The organism is Streptomyces smyrnaeus, assembly GCF_017676345.1.
In the GTDB taxonomy this organism is placed as follows: Bacteria; Actinomycetota; Actinomycetes; order Streptomycetales; family Streptomycetaceae; genus Streptomyces; species Streptomyces smyrnaeus.
The window spans coordinates 120145-139026 of the sequence record NZ_JAFFZM010000011.1 but is presented as its reverse complement, the minus strand read 5'-3'; the positions used below and the strand labels follow the sequence as shown (position 1 = coordinate 139026).

Annotated in this window: 18 protein-coding genes; 10 read left to right on the top strand and 8 right to left on the bottom strand. The window is 70.2% G+C overall.

Features of this window, described 5'->3' with window-relative positions; translation table 11 throughout:
* The first annotated feature begins 2 nt into the window (after nucleotides 1-2).
* The 7 genes from JW613_RS19340 to JW613_RS36595 all read left to right on the top strand — a co-directional run bounded on the left by JW613_RS19340 (nucleotide 3) and on the right by JW613_RS36595 (nucleotide 8925).
* Nucleotides 3-1070 (top strand): NAD-dependent epimerase/dehydratase family protein, encoded by a 1068-nt coding sequence (locus JW613_RS19340; RefSeq protein ID WP_209212073.1) that lies wholly within the window; start codon nucleotides 3-5, stop codon nucleotides 1068-1070.
* Entirely contained in the window at nucleotides 1057-1890 is an 834-nt protein-coding gene (locus tag JW613_RS19335; RefSeq protein ID WP_209212072.1) for a thioesterase II family protein, read from the top strand. Before JW613_RS19340 ends, JW613_RS19335 begins: the two co-directional genes overlap by 14 nt.
* Nucleotides 1878-2966 (top strand): SAM-dependent methyltransferase, encoded by a 1089-nt coding sequence (locus JW613_RS19330; protein ID WP_209212071.1) that lies wholly within the window; start codon nucleotides 1878-1880, stop codon nucleotides 2964-2966. The genes JW613_RS19335 and JW613_RS19330 overlap by 13 nt, the downstream gene beginning before the upstream one ends.
* 19 nt (nucleotides 2967-2985) lie before the next feature.
* Nucleotides 2986-5688, top strand: a complete 2703-nt coding sequence (redH, locus tag JW613_RS19325; protein WP_209212070.1) for an undecylprodigiosin ligase RedH — start codon at nucleotides 2986-2988, stop codon at nucleotides 5686-5688.
* Between the two features lie 100 nt (nucleotides 5689-5788).
* A complete protein-coding gene (locus tag JW613_RS19320) occupies nucleotides 5789-7156 on the top strand; it encodes a Rieske 2Fe-2S domain-containing protein (protein WP_209212069.1) in 1368 nt (455 codons plus the stop codon).
* A 146-nt stretch (nucleotides 7157-7302) separates the two neighbouring features.
* Nucleotides 7303-8256, top strand: a complete 954-nt coding sequence (locus tag JW613_RS19315; protein WP_209212068.1) for a lysophospholipid acyltransferase family protein — start codon at nucleotides 7303-7305, stop codon at nucleotides 8254-8256.
* 384 nt (nucleotides 8257-8640) lie between these two features.
* Nucleotides 8641-8925: a hotdog family protein gene (locus JW613_RS36595; protein WP_307865949.1), complete on the top strand. Its 285-nt coding sequence runs from the start codon at nucleotides 8641-8643 to the stop codon at nucleotides 8923-8925.
* Between the two features lie 101 nt (nucleotides 8926-9026).
* Here the strand turns inward: JW613_RS36595 and JW613_RS19305 are convergent, their stop codons facing one another.
* The 3 genes from JW613_RS19305 to JW613_RS19295 are packed head-to-tail and all read right to left on the bottom strand — an operon-like array spanning nucleotide 9027 to nucleotide 12136.
* Nucleotides 9027-9518, bottom strand: a complete 492-nt coding sequence (locus JW613_RS19305; RefSeq protein WP_209212189.1) for a nitroreductase family deazaflavin-dependent oxidoreductase — start codon at nucleotides 9516-9518, stop codon at nucleotides 9027-9029.
* Between the two features lie 36 nt (nucleotides 9519-9554).
* Nucleotides 9555-11183 (bottom strand): ABC transporter permease, encoded by a 1629-nt coding sequence (locus tag JW613_RS19300; RefSeq protein WP_209212066.1) that lies wholly within the window; start codon nucleotides 11181-11183, stop codon nucleotides 9555-9557.
* A complete protein-coding gene (locus JW613_RS19295) occupies nucleotides 11180-12136 on the bottom strand; it encodes an ABC transporter ATP-binding protein (RefSeq protein WP_099878105.1) in 957 nt (318 codons plus the stop codon). Before JW613_RS19295 ends, JW613_RS19300 begins: the two co-directional genes overlap by 4 nt.
* Before the next feature lie 83 nt (nucleotides 12137-12219).
* Between JW613_RS19295 and JW613_RS19290 the strand changes: the two genes are divergently transcribed.
* Nucleotides 12220-12930 (top strand): TetR family transcriptional regulator, encoded by a 711-nt coding sequence (locus JW613_RS19290; RefSeq protein ID WP_209212065.1) that lies wholly within the window; start codon nucleotides 12220-12222, stop codon nucleotides 12928-12930.
* On the opposite strand, the gene JW613_RS19285 is transcribed toward JW613_RS19290, so the two are convergent.
* Nucleotides 12920-13732, bottom strand: coding sequence for a 2-oxo acid dehydrogenase subunit E2 (locus tag JW613_RS19285; RefSeq protein WP_209212188.1), 813 nt, complete (start codon nucleotides 13730-13732; stop codon nucleotides 12920-12922). The genes JW613_RS19290 and JW613_RS19285 overlap by 11 nt on opposite strands.
* Nucleotides 13733-14055: 323 nt before the next feature.
* Here JW613_RS19285 and JW613_RS19280 point away from each other — a divergent pair, with 323 nt between their 5' ends.
* Nucleotides 14056-14928, top strand: a complete 873-nt coding sequence (locus JW613_RS19280; protein ID WP_307865947.1) for a DMT family transporter — start codon at nucleotides 14056-14058, stop codon at nucleotides 14926-14928.
* 29 nt (nucleotides 14929-14957) lie between these two features.
* On the opposite strand, the gene JW613_RS19275 is transcribed toward JW613_RS19280, so the two are convergent.
* Nucleotides 14958-16175, bottom strand: coding sequence for an RNA polymerase sigma factor (locus JW613_RS19275; RefSeq protein ID WP_209212187.1), 1218 nt, complete (start codon nucleotides 16173-16175; stop codon nucleotides 14958-14960).
* 8 nt (nucleotides 16176-16183) lie between these two features.
* Nucleotides 16184-16591 carry a YciI family protein gene (locus JW613_RS19270; protein WP_209212063.1) on the bottom strand — a complete coding sequence of 136 codons (408 nt, stop codon included), beginning with the start codon at nucleotides 16589-16591 and terminating at the stop codon, nucleotides 16184-16186.
* Between the two features lie 272 nt (nucleotides 16592-16863).
* On the opposite strand from JW613_RS19270, the gene JW613_RS19265 reads away from it, so the two are divergent.
* The gene (locus tag JW613_RS19265; protein ID WP_209212062.1) at nucleotides 16864-17403 is read left to right on the top strand and encodes a type 1 glutamine amidotransferase domain-containing protein; all 540 of its coding nucleotides are present in this window, start codon (nucleotides 16864-16866) and stop codon (nucleotides 17401-17403) included.
* A 124-nt stretch (nucleotides 17404-17527) separates the two neighbouring features.
* Here JW613_RS19265 and JW613_RS19260 read toward each other — a convergent pair whose 3' ends face one another.
* Nucleotides 17528-17701 (bottom strand): hypothetical protein, encoded by a 174-nt coding sequence (locus JW613_RS19260; protein WP_180289490.1) that lies wholly within the window; start codon nucleotides 17699-17701, stop codon nucleotides 17528-17530.
* 175 nt (nucleotides 17702-17876) lie between these two features.
* Nucleotides 17877-18833 carry a cytochrome c oxidase assembly protein gene (locus JW613_RS19255; RefSeq protein ID WP_209212061.1) on the bottom strand — a complete coding sequence of 319 codons (957 nt, stop codon included), beginning with the start codon at nucleotides 18831-18833 and terminating at the stop codon, nucleotides 17877-17879.
* Nucleotides 18834-18882 lie beyond the last annotated feature (49 nt).

Sequence of the window (18882 nt, the reverse complement as noted above, 5' to 3'; positions counted from 1 at the left end):
TCATGGCTACCCAAGACAATGACCTCAGTGCGGCCGCGGTAAGCCACGGGCCCCGGGACGGCACGGCCGACGTGCTGGTCACCGGCGCCAGTGGTTTCATCGGCGGCCACCTCACCCGGCGGCTGGCCGAACTCGGCCACCGCGTCCGCGTCCTCGTACGGCCCGGCAGCGACCGCTCCGGGTTCGGTGACGCGGCGGACGAGATCGAGACCGGAGACCTGGACGATCCGGACAGCCTGTGCCGGGCCGCCAAGGGCGTGACCCACATCTACAACTGTGCGGGCATGTCGGCGGACTGGGGGCCCTGGGAGGACTTCCAGCGGGCGAACGTCCACGGTGCCCGGCAGCTCGTCGAGGCCGCCCACCAGGCGGGCACCGTGGCCCGGGTCCTGCACGTCAGCACCACCGATGTCTACGGCTACCCCAAGCAGCCCTGCGACGAGGCGGCCGGCTGCAAGGACATCGGGCTGCCCTACAACCGCAGCAAGCTGCTCGGTGAGCGCGCCGTGCGCAACGCCGCGGCCGAGACCGGGGTACCGGTCACCATCGTGCGGCCGGTGTCGGTGTACGGGCCCCGCAGCAAGGACTTCGTGATCGAGATCGGCAACCTCCTGCTGCAGAAGCAGATGCTCTACATCCGGGGCGGCCAGGTTCCGGCCGGTCTGCTCTACGTCGACAACGCCGTCGACGCCATGATCGCCGCCGCCACGTCCGAGGAGACGGTCGGCAAGGTCTACAACCTGCGCGACCCCGAGCTGACGACCTGGCGCCAGTACGTGGAAGCGCTCGCCGCGGGAATGGGCGTCAAGCCGCCGTGGCTCAATCTGCCGGCTCCCGTCGCCACCGCCGTCGCCACCCTCTCCGAGAAGCTGTACGGCGCACTGAAGATCTCCTCCCGCCCGATCCTGACCCGGCACACCGTCCACCTGTTCGACCGCGATCAGTCCTACGGCATCAGGCGGGCGCAGCAGGACTTCGGATTCAAGAGCACGGTCGACTTCGAGGAGGGCATGCGCCGCACCGTCGCGTGGCTGGACTCCGACGAGGGGCGCGCACATGTTTCCCGTTGAGACCACCTCCCGGACGGCCGGCTGGTTCCCCGGCCCGGCCGCCGGCGACGCCGGGGCGCGGCCACTGGTGTGCATCCCGTACGCGGGCGGCACCGCCTCCGTCTACCGGGGCTGGCAGGAGCGGCTGGGAGCGGACATCCACGTCGTCCCCGCCCAACTCCCGGGCCGGGGCCGGCGCCTGCGCGAGCCGCCCCACACGGCGCTCGAACCACTCGTCACGGCGCTGGCCACCGCGCTGGTGGAGGCGGAACTCAGTCACGACTACGCGCTGTTCGGTCACAGCATGGGCGCGCTGCTGGCCTACGAGGTGGCCTGCGAACTGCGCGAGCGAGGCGAGCCGGAACCGTCGCACCTGTTCGTCTCCGGCAGCAGGGCACCCCACCTGTACGGGACGCGCGAAGACCACCTCCTGCCCGACGACGAGCTGCGCGAGCTGGTCAGCGACCTGGGTGGTCTCGACCGGGACCGGGCCGTCGACGCCGCCTACTTCGAGCGCAGGCTGCCGGTGCTGCGCGCCGACCTTCGGGTGTGCGAGACGTACCGATGGCGACCACGTGCGCCGCTGCGGTGCCCGATGACGGCCTTCTCCGCCTCCCGGGACGCCCTCGCCTCCGCGCCGCAGACGGAGGCGTGGCGTGCGTACACCTCCGGGTCCTTCCTGCGCCGTCACCTGGACGGCGGCCACTTCTTCCTGAACGGCGGCCCCTCCCGGGACCGACTGCTGCGGCAGCTGCGCGACGAGCTCGACCACGTGCGCACAGCACCGGACGCCGGACCTCAGCCCGTCAACGCGCGAAGGAACGCACCATGGACCTCTTGAGTCTCGCCACCACCGTTCGCAGCCGCGTCGAGGAGCCCGTCACCGACCTGCTGCAGATACTGAAAGTGCTGAGCAATCCGCGACTGCCGGTGCTGCTCGCGCTCTCCAAGGGGCTGATCGAGCCGACCTACCGGCTGGCCTTCCTGGCGTCCGCCTCCAACTCGGGGGTCCTGCGCTGCCTGGCGGCGCGGCCGTGCGACCTGGAGTCGCTGGCCGACAGGCTCCAGATCGGCCCGGCCGAGAAGGACCGGCTCCGTGCCTGGCTCGACATGGGCGTCAAGCTCGGTGACTTCGGTACGGGCGAGGGCTGCTACCGGCTCAACAGCTTCACGGCGAAGTTCCTGGCCCAGCCGGGCAACGACGCGGTCGCCGCCGCGCTGGAGGAAGTGATCCGCTTCCATGTGCCGGCACTGCTGCACGGGCCGAACATGCTGCGCGGCGGCGAGCGCTTCTCGCTGGACGACCAGGACGGCGCGGTCATTGCCCGCTCCACCCGGGTCGTCGAGTCCTTCGTGGAGGCGGCCGTCGACCGCAACCTGGAGCGCTCCCGGCCGGTGCGGCTGCTGGAGGTCGGCTGCGGCAGCGGGACGTACGTACGCCACGCCGCCCGGCTCAACCCCAGGCTCTCGGCGCTCGCCATCGACATGCAGAAGAACGTCGCCGATCAGGCCGCCTCCAACATGGCCGAGTGGGGGCTCACGGACCGGGTCGAGACCCGGCAGGGCGATCTGCGCACCTTGGACCTGGAGCCGCAGTTCGACCTGGTCACGATGCACAACAACATCTACTACTTCCCGCAGGACGACCGGGTCGAGACGCTGCGCCGGGCGCGCCGGCTGCTCGCGCCCGGCGGCAAGCTTCTGCTGACCACCTCCTGCCAGGGCGGCAACACCGGCCTGGAAGCGCTCAACCTGTGGTTCCACTTCTCCGACTTCGGCGGTCCGCTGCCACGGGAGGGCGAACTGGTGGAGCAACTGGAGGAGGCCGGGTTCACCGATGTCGAGGCCACCCAGGTCATCCCGGGTGAGCAGTTCCGCGCCTGCACGGGCACCAACGCACAGCTCGCGCTGGACTGAGCGGTCAGGAGACCTCACCATGACAACGCACGCAACCGACACCCCGGTCACCGGGGCGTACGCCGACCAGGTCGTCCTCCTCGGCGCGGAGCCGCAGCCCGACCCGGCCGTCCTCGGCGGGAAGGCCGCCCGGATCGGCGAGATGCTGGCGGACGGACTGCCGGTACCGCCCGCCTTCTGCCTCACCACCGAACTCTTCGCCGCGTATCTGAGCGAGACCGGCCTGGCGTCCGAACTGCGCGGCACCGACAGCCGCTCCGCGCGGGAGCGGGTGCTGGCCACCGGGATACCGCCCTCCATCGCGGAGGCGATCCTCGCCGGATACACCCGGTTGGGGCGCCCCCGGGTGGCCGTGCGCTCCTCCGCCCTGCGCGAGGACTCCGCGGGCCAGTCGTTCGCCGGCCAGCACGACACGATCCTGGACGTGTCCGGCGACGCGGATCTGCTGGACGCCGTACGCACTTGCTGGGCCTCCCTGTGGTCGGACCGTGCCAGCGCCTACCGCGACGACGACAGCGCGCCCGGCGCCATCGCGGTGGTGGTGCAGGAGATGGTCCACGCGGATGTGAGCGGTGTCGCCTTCACGGTCGACCCCGTCAGCGCCCGCCCGCACCGCATCGTCGTCGAGGCGTGCCAGGGCCTGGGGGAGGGGCTGGTCTCCGGCCGGGTGTCCAGCGACTACTTCGTGGTCGACGACCGCACCCTCGAGGTCGTCGAGGAGCGGGTCCGGCACAAGGTGACCAAGTGCGCCCCGCTGGCGCCCGGGAAGATCGGGATGACCAGGGTCGAGGCCGCGGCCCGCAATGTGCCCTGTCTGTCGCGGGAGCAGCTGGCCGAACTCTCCCGGCACGCCCTGCGGTTGCGCAGCAGGTACGGCGCGGAGCAGGACATCGAGTGGGGGATGCGCGACGGCGCGCTCTGGTTCTTCCAGACGCGGCCCATCACCACCCGCCCCGCCGCCGGGTCCGGTGACCGTCCGGGCGGCGCCCGCAGTCCGTACGTCACCCCGCAGAAGGAAGCGATCGAGCAGGGCACCCTGTGGTCGCGGATGGACATCGGAGAGATCTTCGTCGGGCTGATGACCCCGCTGGGGCTGAGCTTCGCCCGGTACTACCAGCAGCATGTGCACCTGGACTGCACCTCGGCCCTCGGCGCCCGGGTCACCGGCGACCCCGATCTGCCGATGGGCTATGTGCAAGGGCACGTCTACCTCAACATCTCCTACAGCGCCTATGTGATGGCACAGTGTCTGCCCACCCGGGACCAGTGGCGCTTCACCAGCCGATTCGTCAGCGAGGAGGTGGACCTGACCGGGTACGAGAACCCCTTCGGCCGGTTCCCCGGCGGCCTCACCGACGCCCTGTCGATCGCCTTCTGGCTCCGCACCACCGCCAACGAGCTGACGGACATGAAGGCCCGGGCCAAGCGGATGTCCTCCTCCCGCGCCTATGAGTTCGACCGCGACAGGGCTTTGGACCTGACCCGGATGGGCCGCAGCGAACTGGACATGGAGCTCAAGCGCCGCCTCGGGTACTTCCACGACATGCATGTGGGCTACATGCCCTACTACATCCACGCGTTCGGCTTCTACGCGGTGCTGGCGGAGCTGTGCAAGCAGTGGCTCGGCGACGAGGGCGTCAACCTGCAGAACCGCGTGAAGACCGACATGTCGAACCTGCGCACCGTGGAGTCGGCCAAGGAGATCTGGTCCGTGGCCCAGGCCGCCAAGGACCGGCCGCGGGTGCTGGCACTCATCGAGGAACTGCCGCTGGACGGCATCGAGGAAGCCCTCCGCGCCGACGAGGAGGGCCGCGAGTTCTGGCAGGAGCAGATGGAGCCCTTCCTGCGCGCCCACGGCACCCGCGGGCCGCAGGAGATGGAGATCACCCATCCCCGGTGGATCGACGACCCGTCGTACGTCTTCCAGATGATCCGGCGCTACGCCGCGGACGGGTTCTCCATCGACGACATCCTCCGGCGCAGCGGCGGCCGGCAGGACGCCTCGCACACGGTGCTGAAGCAACTGCCGCTGCCCAAACGGCGGGCCGTGGAGGCGGCCATCTCGATGTACCGGACCTACAGCGAGCTTCGCGAGGTCACCCGGATGTCGATGATCACCTCGATCTGGCTGGTGCGCAACGTGGTCTACGAAGTGGGCCGGCGCCTGCTGGAGGCCGGGGTGCTGCACTCCATGGACGAGGTGGCGTACCTCGACTTCGAGGACATCCGCGCCTATCTGGCCGGTGAGCTGTCCGAGGCGGAGGCGTTCGACCGGGCCAAGATCGACGGAGCCCGGCGACTGCACGAATACCACAAGCGGCTGCCGGAGCCGCCGCTCACCTTCGTGGGCGAGCACGACCCGGCTTCCGCCGTGCGGCCCGTTCCCGACGGGGAGCACCTGGAGGGGCTCGGTTCCAGCCCCGGCCGGGTGGTGGGCCGGGCCCGGGTCATCGAGGACCTCGTCTGGCAGGCCGACGAGTTCCAGGCCGGAGAAATCCTGATCACCCGCTACACCGACGCGACATGGACCCCGCTGTTCGCCATCGCGGGAGGCGTCGTCACCGACATCGGATCGATGCTCTCGCACAGTTCGATCGTGGCGCGGGAATTCAATGTGCCGTCCGTCGTGAACACCAAGTTCGCGACGCAGGTCATCCACACCGGGGACCTGATCGTGGTCGACGGGGACGCCGGCACGGTCGAGGTCGTCGAGAACTCCTGACCGGACGGCGGCGGCGCAACGGGCCGGTGTCGCGGGTCAGGAAAGCCCGCCGGTGCTCGGCGGGAAACTCGAAAGAGAGAGGGACTGCATGATTCCCGATATGTGGTATCCCGTGGCTATATCCGGGGATGTCACCGACAAGAAACCGAAAGGCATCCGCCGTCTCGGTGAGGAGCTGGTGCTCTGGCGCGACCTCGACGGGAACGTGGTCTGCCAGGGAGCTCGGTGCCCGCACAAGGGAGCCTGGCTCGGTGACGGCCGGATGAAGGGCAACGCGATCGAATGCCCTTACCACGGTTTCCTGTTCAACCCCGAGGGCAAGTGCACCCTGACTCCGGCGATGGGCAGGGACGCCCGGATCCCGGGATCGTTGAAGGTGCCGGTCTACCCGGTCCGGGAGAAGCACGGCCTGATCTGGGTGTGGTGGGGCGACGACCGGCCGGAGAGTGAACTCCCGGAGATCATCGCGCCCCGCGAGATCAAGGAGAACGACCGGGTCTACGACACCATCTCGTGGAACAAACCGGTGCACTACACGCGGTACATCGAAAGTGTCCAAGAGTTCTACCACGTGACGTATGTGCACCGGGATCACTGGCTGAACTGGCTGGACTTCATGTTCCTCTACGGAACGAAGAAGAAGTTCGGGCTGGACGGCAAGGAGAACTACCTCAAAGCCACCATGATCCACAATCACCACGTGGAGACGGACGACGACGGGATGACCTTCCGTTACTCGTTCGACCACGGGGAGGAGGACAACCCCGAGCGGAGCATCCACTACGTCATCACCTTCTCGTTCCCGTGCATGGTGCACGTGGAGACCGAGGCGTTCGCGACGACGTCGTGGTTCTCACCCATCGACGACGACCACACCGAACACATCTTCCGCGTCTACGAGTTCCCCCAGCTCAAGCCGATCCTGCGGCATGAGAAGCTGCGACGGGCCATGTCGACGCTCCAGTGCTACCTGGAGAAGTACGTCCAGGACCCGCAGGACTACAAGATCATGGCGCGTCAGGAGCCCAGGATCAGCGGCGGTGGGGTCAACAAGTTCATCCCCGTGGACGAGATGAACGCCAAGTTCATCAAGACCCGCGCCAGGCTGCTGAGGGAGGCCAGGGAGCGCCGCGAGGGCGTGGTCGGCGCAGCGGAGCTGTCCGACGGCATGGTCGGCGACCTGGACATGGCCACCGACGAGGCCGGCTCCGGGCAGCCGGACCAGCGCCCGGCAGCGGCCGAGACCAAGCGTCGGGCCCCCGCCCGCTCCAACGGCCGCTCCCGGAACGGCTCGCACGCCAACGGCAACGGCAGCGCCAACGGCAATGCCAACGCCAACGGCAACGGTCATGGCAGCGCCAACGGCAACGGCAACGGCAACGGCCGGGCCAAAGGCAACGGCGAGGCGGTCCCCGCCGCCGAGGAGGTGGAAGGCTGGTCCGAGGACCGCGCGGCGGCGCGGTCCTGACGCGGCGGCGTCCCGGACGAAGACGCACGGTACGGCCCGGTTCGGTACGGGATCGAGGCCCGCGGCGCGGCGGTGGCGACCGTCGCGCCGCGGCGCCCACGCACGACCAGACCACAGGGACAGCGACCACTCAGTGAGGAGAGCGCATGCCACAGGACGAGGAGCTGCCCGTTTCGCCGAGCGGCCGCGACCCGCGAGCGGAGCGGGAGACGAGAGGCAACAACGCGTCCGGAGCGGGCGAACAGGCCTCGCTGCCGGCCGACGTGTTCAAGGAGCTCCTTGCCCACGGCATGGAGCTGTACGGGCGACTGTCCTCCGACGAAGGCGCCGTCGACGACTTCGGGTTCGACCCCGCACTGGTCGACGAGGCGCTGCTGCCCGCCCTCCGTCCGCTGTACGAGAAGTACTTCCGGGTCGAGGTCTCCGGTCTGGAGCACATACCGGCGGACGGCGCCGCCCTGGTGGTGGCCAACCACAGCGGCACCCTCCCGCTGGACGCGCTCATGCTGCAACTGGCCATCCGCGACCACCACACGGCACACCGCAACCTGCGCCTGCTCGCGGCGGACCTGGCCTTTTCCTATCCCGTGGTCCGGGACCTCGTCCGCAAACTGGGGCACGTCCGCGCCTGCCCCGAGAACGCGATGCGGCTGCTCGGGACCGGCGCGCTCGTGGGCGTCATGCCGGAGGGCTACCGGGGACTGGGCAAGCCCTTCGAGGACCGCTACCGCCTGCAGCGCTTCGGACGCGGAGGTTTCGCCGCCGCCGCGCTGCGCACCGGGTGCCCGATGGTGCCCTGCTCGATCGTCGGTGCCGAGGAGATCTACCCGATGATCGGCGAGTCCCGCACCCTGGCACGCCTGCTGCGCCTGCCGTATTTCCCCATCACGCCCACTTTCCCCTTGCTCGGCGCGCTGGGTCTGGTGCCCATGCCGACGAAATGGACCATCCGCTTTCACGCCCCGGTGGGCACCGACACTTTTCCGGCGGACGCGGCGGACGACGCCCGGGTCGTGGAAAAACTCGCCGGCGAGGTCAAGGACACCATCCAGCACGCGCTCAACGAAACACGCGAACGGCGTGACTCGCTGTTCTTCTGACGCTCTGCACACAGGTGAGGGGCGGGTCTCGGCGGTGACGGTGCCACCGGGGGCCCGCCCCTCACCTGTGCGGCAGCCCGGCCGGGGACGGAGCGCGCCGAGCCCGGCCGACCGGTCGCTGACACTTCGCTGAAAGCCGGCTGACGGGGCGCTGACAGCGGAGCCGGGGCCCGGAGCGAACTCTTGTACGCCCACGCTCCGGTGCACAGAATCGTGGCCATGAGAAATTTCTCGGGGCTGGACGAATTGGTCTCAGCGAAAGGCGAACACCTCGGCTACAGCGAATGGTTCGACCTCACTGAGGAGCGGGTGGAAAAGTTTGCGGCAGCCGCGGGGTTTTCCTCCCAGGAGCCCGGATTCCGCACGGGCGCGGAGGGTTCTGCCGTGAGCACTGTCCACCCCGGCTGTCTGACGCTCGGCCTGTTGCCGTCGATGATGCGGGCCGTCTTCACCGTCGAACGGGCTCGCAGCGGGGTGAACTTCGGGCTGGAGAAGGTGCGCTTCCCCTGCCCGGTCGAGGTCGGGGCCCGTGTCCGCGGCGGTGCCGAGCTCTCCGGCGCCCAGGGCGTGCCCGGCGGCTGGCTGGTCTCCGTCCGGATGACGGTCCAGATCGAGAACGAGCGGCGCCCGGCCTGCGTGGCGGACACCGTGTCGCTGTTCCTCGTATGAGGCCGCTCGCCGGGGTCGGGCAAGTATCGGGTCGGGGCTGGGGGAGGAGAGGGTGTCGACGTGGCGCGGCCCGCCCTGGGCGGGCGGACCGCACCGCCACCTCAGTGGGCCGGCCGGGCGGGGGCCAGCCGCAGGACGGGCACCCGCTCGGCGACCTCGTGGAAGTCGGCCTTCGAGCCGTCGACCCAGTAGCCGTAGAGCCGGGGCAGCATTCGCTTGGCCACGGCCCGGTGACGCCAGAAGTATCCCGTCATGATCTCCGTCGCCTCTTCGGCGGGGAGCGGTTCGGCGGTCACCTGCTTGGTCTGTCCGTCGACCTCGACGGTCGTGCGGGGACGCCGCAGCAGGTTGCGGTACCAGTCGGCGCCCGGCCCCCAGCCGGAGGCGATCAGATAGCTGTCGTCGCGTTCCTCGTGCCGGATCACCTCCACCACCGTCTGGTAGCGCTTGCCGGTGACCCGCCCCCAGTGGTTGACCATGAGCAGGCGGTCACCGAACAGCCGGCCGAGGCCGAGCCGGTAGAAGTGAACCGGCAGTTTGAGCATTTTTCGGGTCAGACCCGTCGGATGGTCCACCTCTTTGATGACCTGCATCGTCACTTCACCTCCGCTTTGCTTCCTCCTGGTGTGTCAGCCGCCGAGCGCGAGACTGCGGCGCCGGAAGCCCGCCACGCCCACCGCGGTCAGCGCTCCGGCGAGTACCACCATCACCACGATCGGCATCACGGTCAGCGATTCGGCGGGCATGTTCGGCAGGTGGCTGTAGGGCGAGATGTCGAGCAGCCCGTCGGGCAGGTTGAGCAGCGTTCCGAACTGACCGATCACCAGGCAGACGGCGAACGCCGCCCAGGTGACCGTCGCCGCCAGCCGCGGGAGCAGCCCGAAGGCCGCCAGCGCGAAGCCCGCCAGCACCGCGGTCGGTGCCAGCTGTGCCAGCGTCGTCTCCAGCAGATCGCCCAGGGCGGCGGTCAGATCATTCGACACCGCGCCGTACGCCAGGCCGGTGCTGAGCCCGAGGACGGCCAACACCAGCGCGGTGCCCAGCAGGGCGATCAGCGTGTGTGCCAGCAGCCAGTGCGCCCGGCTCACCGATGTGGCGAGTACGGCCTCGGTGGGCCCGTTCTCCTCGTCGGAGCGCAGCCGGATCAGCGCCTGCACGGTGAAGCCGGAGACGACCACGGCGAGCAGCCCCATCATGCCCGCGAAGTACGCGTTCACCAGATCGCCCTCACCGCCCAGGTCACGGACGAACTGGGCGCTCTTCTCACTGCTGAACAGATCGTCGACCTGGTCACCGATGCCGCCGAAGACCGCGCCGAAGACCGCGATGCCCACCATCCAGCCGAGCACCAGTCCGCGCTGCAGCCGCCACACGAGCCCGATCGGTTTCAGCATGGCGGAGCTCGCCCGTACCGCGCCGCGCCGTGCGGGCAGCATGCCCGTCCCGACGTCCCGGTGGACGCTCAGCCGCACCGCGAGCAGCACGCTGAGGGCGCTGCACAGCAAGAGCAGCGCCAACGGCCACACCCGGCTCTCACCGTAGGGCCGCAGCTGCTGGCCCCAGCCGAGTGGCGAGATCCAGCTCGGCCATGCGGGGTTCACCGTGATGTCGTCCGAGGCGGTGTTGCCGAAGGCGTCTCCCGCGGCGCGCAGCAGAAATGTCGTGGCGAGCACGAGACCTCCCAGCCCGGTCGCGGCGCGGGCGCTCTCGGTCAACTGGGCGGCGACCGCCGTGAGGCCGGCGAAGGCGAGCCCCACCGTGCCCAGCGCCAGGCCCGCCAGCGCCGAGCCGCCCGCGGGCAGCCCCATGCCGATCAGCGCCAGCGTGCTGAGCACGATGAGCAGCACATTGGCGAGACCGGCGACCAGCAGTGCAGCGGTCAGCTGGGCGTGCCTGCCGACGGCCGCGGAACCCACCAGTTCGGTCCGGCCCAGTTCCTCGTTCTGCCGGGTGTGCCGGACCACGAGCAGGATGTTCATCAGCGCCACGAGGACGCAGGTGAACACCAGCCCCTCCGACACGGTCAGCGCGCCGGTGCTGCTGCCGGGCGCCGGGCCGGTGAACGCCCGGGTGACCACGTTGTCCGCGCGCACCTGGGCGTTCTCCAGCCGTGCGGCGTCGGTCTCGTAGAGCCCGGAGATGCTGTTGCCGATGGAGGCGAACAGCGCGGCGAGCCCGACCACCCACAGCGGCAGCCGGAGACGGTCGCGCCGCAACGCCAGCCGGGTCAGTACACCGGTCCCGGTCAGCGCCCTCACCGGGCACCCACCACGGTGTCGGCGGGCTCGGTGGCCTTCTGTTCGCCGTAGTGGCGCAGGAACAGCTCCTCCAAGGTGGGCGGTGCGCTCGTCAGCGACCGGACCCCGAGTGTGGCCAGGTGCCGGTGCACCTCACCGAGCTGGGCGGTGTCCGCCTCGAACTTGGCGTGGTGGCCCTCCACGGACAGCTTGTGCACGCCGGGCAGCGCCTGCAGATCGGTCGGAGGCGTCTCGGTCTCCACCTCGAGCGCGGTACGGGTCAGATGGCGCAGCTCGGAAAGGGTGCCGGACTCGACCGTGCGTCCCTCCCGGATGATGCTCACCCGGTCGCACAGCTTCTCCACCTCGGCGAGGATGTGGCTGGAGAGCAGGATCGTCTTGCCTGCCTCGCGGAGCTCTTGGACGCACTCCTGGAAGACGGCCTCCATCAGCGGGTCGAGCCCGGAGGTCGGCTCATCGAGGATGTACAGCTCCACATCGGAGGAGAAGGCCGCCACCAGGGCGACCTTCTGCCGGTTGCCCTTGGAGTAGGTGCGCATCTTCTTGCCCGGGTCGAGGGCGAACTTCTCCAGCAGGTCGCGCCTGCGGGTCTCGTTCAGCCCTCCGCGCAGGGATCCCAGCAGGTCGATCGCCTCGCCGCCGGTCAGGTTCGGCCACAGGTTCACGTCGCCGGGCACATAGGCCAGCCGGCGGTGCAGCTCGACCGCCTCGTCCCAGGGGTCGCCGCCGAGCAGGGTGGCTTCTCCGGAGTCCTTGCGCAGCAGCCCGAGCAGCACCCTGATGGTGGTGGACTTGCCGGCGCCGTTCGGTCCGAGGAAGCCGTGGACCTCGCCGGAGCGGGCCGTCAGCTGAAGGTGGTCGAGCGCCGTCGTGTCGCCGAAAGTCTTCACCAGGTCGCGGATACTGATCGCGACACCGGGATCACCACCGGGCGATGGAACGTTGGTCAGCATTGCAAAGCTCCTTGCCGTTCTGCCTACCTTTGGTAAGTAGAGCGTAGCGCAAAACTGACCGGAGGTAAGCGGGGGTGCGGAAATTGGATCAGCAGACAAGTACGCGGGAGCGGATCCTGCACGAGGCGGAGCGGCTGTTCGTGGAGCGCGGCTACCACGCGACGGCCCTGCAGGAGGTCGCCGACCGGGTGGGCATCACCAAGGCCGCGCTGTACTACCACTTCTCCTCGAAGGTCGAGCTCCTCGGTGATCTGCTCGACCCGATGACGGCCGAGCTGGAGCAGGTGCTGGACGACGCGGCGGCCCAGGAGTCCTCCGGTGGCATCGGTGCGGTGCGGGGCACGCTGATAACCGGTTGGCTGGATGTCTTCCTGCGCTACCGCAACACCCTGGTCACCCTGCTGAAAGAGCTGCCTGCGACGCCTTCCGACTCCTTCAACCGGCTGTTGCGGACGATGGAGCACGGCATCGAGGTCGCGGCCGGGGCCGAGGCGGGCGTCCCCGAGCGCATCGCCGTGGCGCAGGCCGTCTCGGCCGTCACCGACCCGGTCGCGCTGATGCCGCAGCTGTCCAACGACGTGCTGCGGGACCACCTGCTGGCCGGTGCCTGGCGTCTGCTGCCGGAGTCGGCCCCGGGGGCGCGCAAGGGGCGCGGCGGGCGCCCCAGATCACTGTCCGAGGAGGACGCCGACCTCGCCCGGACGCTGTACGCCTCGGGTGAGCACTCGGTGGACTCGATCGCGGCGCGGCTCGGGGTGTCCCGGGCGACGGTGTACCGCCATCTCAAAAAGTGACACCGTTTTTTTGAGACGGTTGTGAGACGGATGCGGAGACATCACCAAAATCGCCGAAGCTCTCCAAAGCCTCCTTGAGATCGCTGAGCACGTCCGCCGCCTCGGCGCCGTCGATCACCCGGTGATCGAAGGTGAGGGACAGCGGCAGTACCGGTGCGACGGCGATCCTCCCGTCGCGTACCACCGGGCGCTCGGCCACACCGCCCAGGCCCAGCGTGATCGTGGTGCCACCGGACGAGTGGAACGAGGTGACCGGCCGGTGGCCCAGCGAGGTCACGGAGAACGTGCCGTTGGTGGTGATCCGGCGGCGCAGCGGCCGGGTGGCCAGCCGGTAGGCGAGGTGCCCGAGCGGTCCCGGGAGGTGATGCAGAGCGCGCACGCCGGCGTACTCGGGCATCCGCTCCGGGTCGCCGTCGCGGTGGTGTGCGATCTGCCCGGCGATGTCGCGCAGGCTCATCGTGTGCAGACCGGGCAGCACGGCGGAGAGGACCACGCGGCGCCCGCCGAGCCGCTTGTCCAGCGTCAGCTTGCCGGCCACCGTGCCGTAGCGGGCCACCCGGGGGCGCAGCCGGCCGCGGAGCGCGGCATTGGCCTCGGGGTGGGCGGCCAGCACCCGTGCCGCCGTGTACAGCACATAGGCGACGGTCGAGCAGCTGCCGCCGTGCGCTGCCGCGTCCCGCTGGTGGCGCCGTACGGCGGTCATGTCGATCTCGGCGCCCAGGAACACCGGTGCGAAGCCGCGGAGCTCCCGGAGGAAGAAGGCGGTGTGCCGGCGCTCCCTGGGGAAGGGGCCGACTGTCATGTCCTTGTTCACGTCCCGTTCGAGCTCCTGCCTGGTGGGATGAGGATCCACGTCGGCCCCATGCTGCCGCCGCCGGCTAGAGGCGTCCTCGCCGCGCGCTTCACCGGACGTACTCGCGGGCGGGCCCGGCCGGGCGCCGGGCGCCATTCGGCCCTGGCGCTTTCATGCTTAGGGGGCGTGCCGCCCGCTGCCGGGGCGGGTGTCGTGGTGTCCGCCCGCACCGGCGCCTAGTCTCGGCGGCGCTGTTCCCAGGCGGACGGCGTGGACAGGCGTGCGCACGCCCTCGACGCACTCGCACCGTCCGGTCGGTGGAAAGGGGCCCCGTGACTCTCTACGTCTACGGGCTGGTCGCCGCCTGTTTCCTCGGGCTGGGTTTCGTGCTGCAACAGGACGCCGCCTCCCGCGCCCCGACCGCCGATGTGCTCTCCTTCCGGCTGCTGCTCGACCTGGTGCGCGTTCCGCGCTGGCTGCTGGGCATCGGCAGCATGGTGGTCGGTCAGCTCACCAGCGCGTTCGCCCTGACACAGGGCGACCTGTCCACCATCGAACCGCTGCTCGCGACGAACCTGCTGTTCGCGATGCTCTTCGCACGGCGGCTGAGCAGCCAGCGGCTCGGCTGGTCCGGCTGGGCCGGGGTGGTGCTGCTCAGCGGGGGAGTGACCGCCTTCATCGTGGCGGGCCGACCGGAGGGCACGGACCGCGACGCGGGCCCCCTGCGGCACTGGCTGATCTTCGGACTGCTGGCCGGGATCGCTGCCGTCCTGGTGCTCGTCGCACGCCGGCTCGAACTCTTCAAGGAACCACCCCTGCTGGCGACCGCGGCCGGAGCGCTCTACGGGCTCCAGGACGCCCTGACCCGGGTCTCCGGCGGGATCTACAGCTCCTCCGGGCTGGGTGGTCTGCTGACGAGCTGGCAGCCGTACACCATCGTCGTCCTCGCCGTGGTCGGGCTGGTGCTGGTGCAGAGCGCCTTCGAGGGCGGGCCGCTGCGGATGTCGCTGCCCTCCCTGACGGCTTCCGAGCCGCTGGCCGGGATCGCCTGCGGCATCGGCTTCCTGGGGGACTCCATCCGGCTCACACCGGGTGCCCTGGCGGGTGAGGTCGCCGGGCTGGTGGCCGTGGTCGTGGGAGTCTTCATCCTCGGCAGGCACCCGGTGCTGCCGACGGGCAAGCAGCCCGGCGCCGAGGAGGGCTGACGGCCACCGCTTCCGACGGGGAATCAGCGTCAGCGGTCCCGGCGGGCGTTGAGCCGGGCGGCCTGGCGCATCAGGTGGTCGCGCTCGGCGAGGTTGGGTGCCTTGTGCGCCGCTTCGGCGTACAGCCGTGCCGCCGTCGCCAGGTCGCCGTCGCGCTCATGGAGGTACGCCGCCACCGCGGTGTGGCGGGGAACAGGGTGTCCCCCGCTCGACGAGCGCAGCCGGGAGCTCGGGGAAGAGGCGTCCAGCTCCGAGAGCGCCGCCAGGCCGGCGCGCGGTCCGTCGGCCTCCCCGACGGCGACCGCGCGGTTGAGCCGGACGACCGGACTGTCGGTCAGGCGCGTGAGCTCGTCGTACCACTCGACGATCTGCACCCAGTCGGTCTCCTCGGCGGTCGGCGCGTCGGCGTGGAGCGCCGCGATCGCGGCCTGGGCCTGGAACTCGCCCAGCCGGTCACGGGCCAGGGCCGCCTGCAGGATCCCGACGCCCTCGGCGATCAATGCGGTGTCCCACCGGCCGCGGTCCTGCTCGGCGAGCGGCACCAGGCTGCCGTCGGACGCGGTCCGGGCGGCCCGCCGGGCGTGGTGGAGCAGCATGAGGGCGAGCAGCCCGGCCACCTCGGGGTGATCGATGCGGGCCGCGAGCTGCCGGGTGAGCCGGATGGCCTCGGCGGCCAGATCGACATCGCCGGAGTAGCCCTCGTTGAAGACCAGGTAGAGGACGCGCAGCACGGTGGCGACATCGCCGGGCCGGTCCAAACGCACACCGGAGACGGTGCGCTTGGCCCGGCTGATCCGTTGCGCCATGGTCGACTCGGGCACCAGATAGGCCTGGGCGATCTGGCGGGTGGTCAGCCCGCCGACGGCGCGCAGCGTGAGCGCGACCGCCGAGGCCGGGGTCAGCGACGGGTGGGCGCACAGGAAGTAGAGCTGGAGGGTGTCGTCCACCGCGGGCGGCGGCCCGGGAGCCGGCTCCTCCTCGACGCGTTTCTCACGCCGGCGGCGGGCGGCGTCGGCGCGCGTCGCGTCGAGGAACTTGCGCCAGGCCACGGTGACCAGCCAGCCCTTGGTGTCCCGCACCGGGTGCCCGCTGCCCGAAGAGGACGGGGACGGGTCGGCCGCCCCGACCCGGAGCGCCTCGACCAGAGCGTCCTGCACGGCATCCTCGGCCGCCGCGAAGTCGGCTCCGCGGCGGACGAGGACGGCGATCACGCTCGGCGTGAGGCTCCTGGGCAAGGCCTCGTCCATCGGTGGTGTCACTCGGTGATGGTGGGCGGTTCGGTCAGGAACGGGCGCAGTTCCAGCCACTCGTGGATCGGCTTGCCGCCGGCGCCGGGGGCGGCCGACAGCTCTCCGGCCAGTTCGACGGCGCGTTCGTAGCTGTCGACGTCGATGACCATCCAGCCGGCGATGAGGTCCTTGGTCTCCGCGAAGGGTCCGTCGGTGACCGGCGGGCGTCCCTCGCCGTCGTAGCGGACCCAGGCTCCCTCGGGGGCGAGTGCCTGGCCGTCGACGAACTCGCCGGTCTTCTCCAGCCGGGCCGCGAAGTCGTTCATGTACTGGATGTGTGCCGAGATCTCCTCGGGGCTCCACCGGTCCATCGGCACGTCGTTGATCGCGGCCGGGGCGCCTCGGTAGTGCTTCAGCAGCAGATACTTGGCCATCGTGGCTCTCCTCGGTGCTCGTGCGGCCCATTGTGGTCGCGTTCACCCCTGGGACGGAGCCGGAAGCCGATTCTCGACATCGCCGTCCGATTTTTTTCCCGGCCGGCTCCGGGCGTGCGAGGGATGGCCCGAAAGGGGCGCTGAAGCGCAGGTCCGCGCCGTCCCGCGCCGGTGCGCGCCTGCTCCTGGACAGCCGCGCCCCCACGCATAGGTGTGCGCTCAGTGGGGACCCGCTGGAGCGCACACGAGATGACGGAAAGGACGTGAGGCACGTGCGTGTTGCCTTTCTCGTCGCGCCCGAGGGCGCCGAACAGATCGAGCTGACCGACCCCTGGGACGCCGTCAAGGACGCGGGCGGTACGCCTGTGCTGCTCTCCACCCGAGGCGACACCGTCCAGGCGTTCAACCATCTGGACAAGGCCGACACCTTCCCCGTCGACCAACTCGTCCCGCAGGCCGCACCCGGCGACTTCGACGGGCTCGTACTGCCCGGTGGTGTCGCCAACCCGGACCTGCTGCGCACCGACGAGCAGGCCGTCGCATTCGTGCGGGGCTTCTTCGACTCGGGTCTCCCCGTCGCGGCGATCTGTCACGCGCCCTGGACCCTGGTCGAGGCCGACGTGGTGCGCGGCCGCACCCTGACCTCCTATCCCAGCCTGCGTACCGACATCCGCAACGCCGGTGGCACCTGGGTCGACGAGCAGGTCAAGGTCTGCGACGGGGGCAACAACAAGCTGATCACCAGCCGCAAGCCGGACGACCTGGAGGCGTTCGACAAGGCGTTCCTGGCGGAGTTCGGCGTCGGCAGCTGACGGCAGCCGACGGTCGGCTGCTCCTCCCCGATACGGTCCGTAGCGGTCGGGCCCCGCGGTCCACCCCTGCCAGGGGCGGACCGCGGGGCCCGACTGTCGTGTCACGGCCTGCCCTCGCGTCCTGTCACTCACGGGTGGCGAACACACCAAGGGTGACCAGGCCCAGTACCACCCAGCAGAACCACAGCCACCCGCTGCTCCCCAGCGCCGCGGTGTACGCCGTCACCACCACGAGACCGACGACCGTGCAGACGGTCATCGCCTTCGCGGACACCGGCATGCGCGTCAGCCCAGACATCACAACACCGTCCTCCTCCCGGCGGCCCCGGGACGCACGGTCGCGCACGCACAAGGGCCGCGGCCAGGTCCCCATGGTCCCTCGCTCGCGGCCCCGTGCGCCACTGCGCACCTCAATGCGCCCGTGTCAGCCGCCGCCACGCGCCCCTACGGGCGCCCGGCGGCGGTGTGTGCTCTCATCCCCGGGTCTGCAAGGAGGCGAGGTAGGCGTTGTAGTCGGCCAGTTCCTTGTCGCCGTCCCGGTCGGCCTTGCGGTCCCGGCGGCGGGCCTGGCGCTGCTCGGTCACATACCACTGGAACACCAGCGCGATCAGCACCAGCACCGAGGGGATCTCGCTGAACGCCCAGGCGATGCCCCCGGCCGCCGTCTGGTCCGAGAGCGCGCTCACCCCCAGCGAGGCGGGCGGATCGGCGTAGGTCTCCACCATCGGCTCGGAGGCCATCATCAGCGCGATGCCGAAGAAGGCGTGGAACGGCATTCCCGCGAACAGCTCCAGCATCCGCATCACATAGCCGGGGCGGTGCGGGCCCGGGTCCACGCCCATGATCGGCCAGAAGAAGACCAGGCCGACGGCGAGGAAGTGCACCATCATCGCGATGTGCCCGGCCTTGGAGCCCATCAGGAAGTCGAACAGCGGGGTGAAGTACAGCGCGTACAGGCTCGCGATGAACAGCGGGATGGTGAACGCCGGATGCGAGATCACCCGCACGTAGCGGCTGTGCAGCAGTGCCACCAGCACCTCGCGCGGCCCCTTGCGCATCCCCTGGCTGCGGGCCGCCGAGGGCAGCGCCCGTAGCGCGAGCGTGACGGGGGCGCCGAGCAGCAACAGGATCGGCGACAGCATGCTGATCACCATGTGCTGCACCATGTGCACACTGAAGAGCACCATGCCGTACTCGTTGAGCGCGGTGCACATCACCAGCGCCACCGTCGCCACACCGACCGCGAAGCCGACGGTGCGCCCCACCGGCCAGGTGTCGCCCCTGCGCCGGAGCCGCACCACGCCCCAGCCGTAGAGCGCCAGCGCCAGCAGGCACCCCACCATGAAGAACGGCTCGCCCGTGAACTCCAGGCCCCGCGCGACCGTGAACGGCGGTAGGTCCATCGTCATGCCGTGTCCGCCGTGATCCATCCGAACTCTCCCGCAACCGACCGATAAGCCCGCACCAGACTAGAACCGC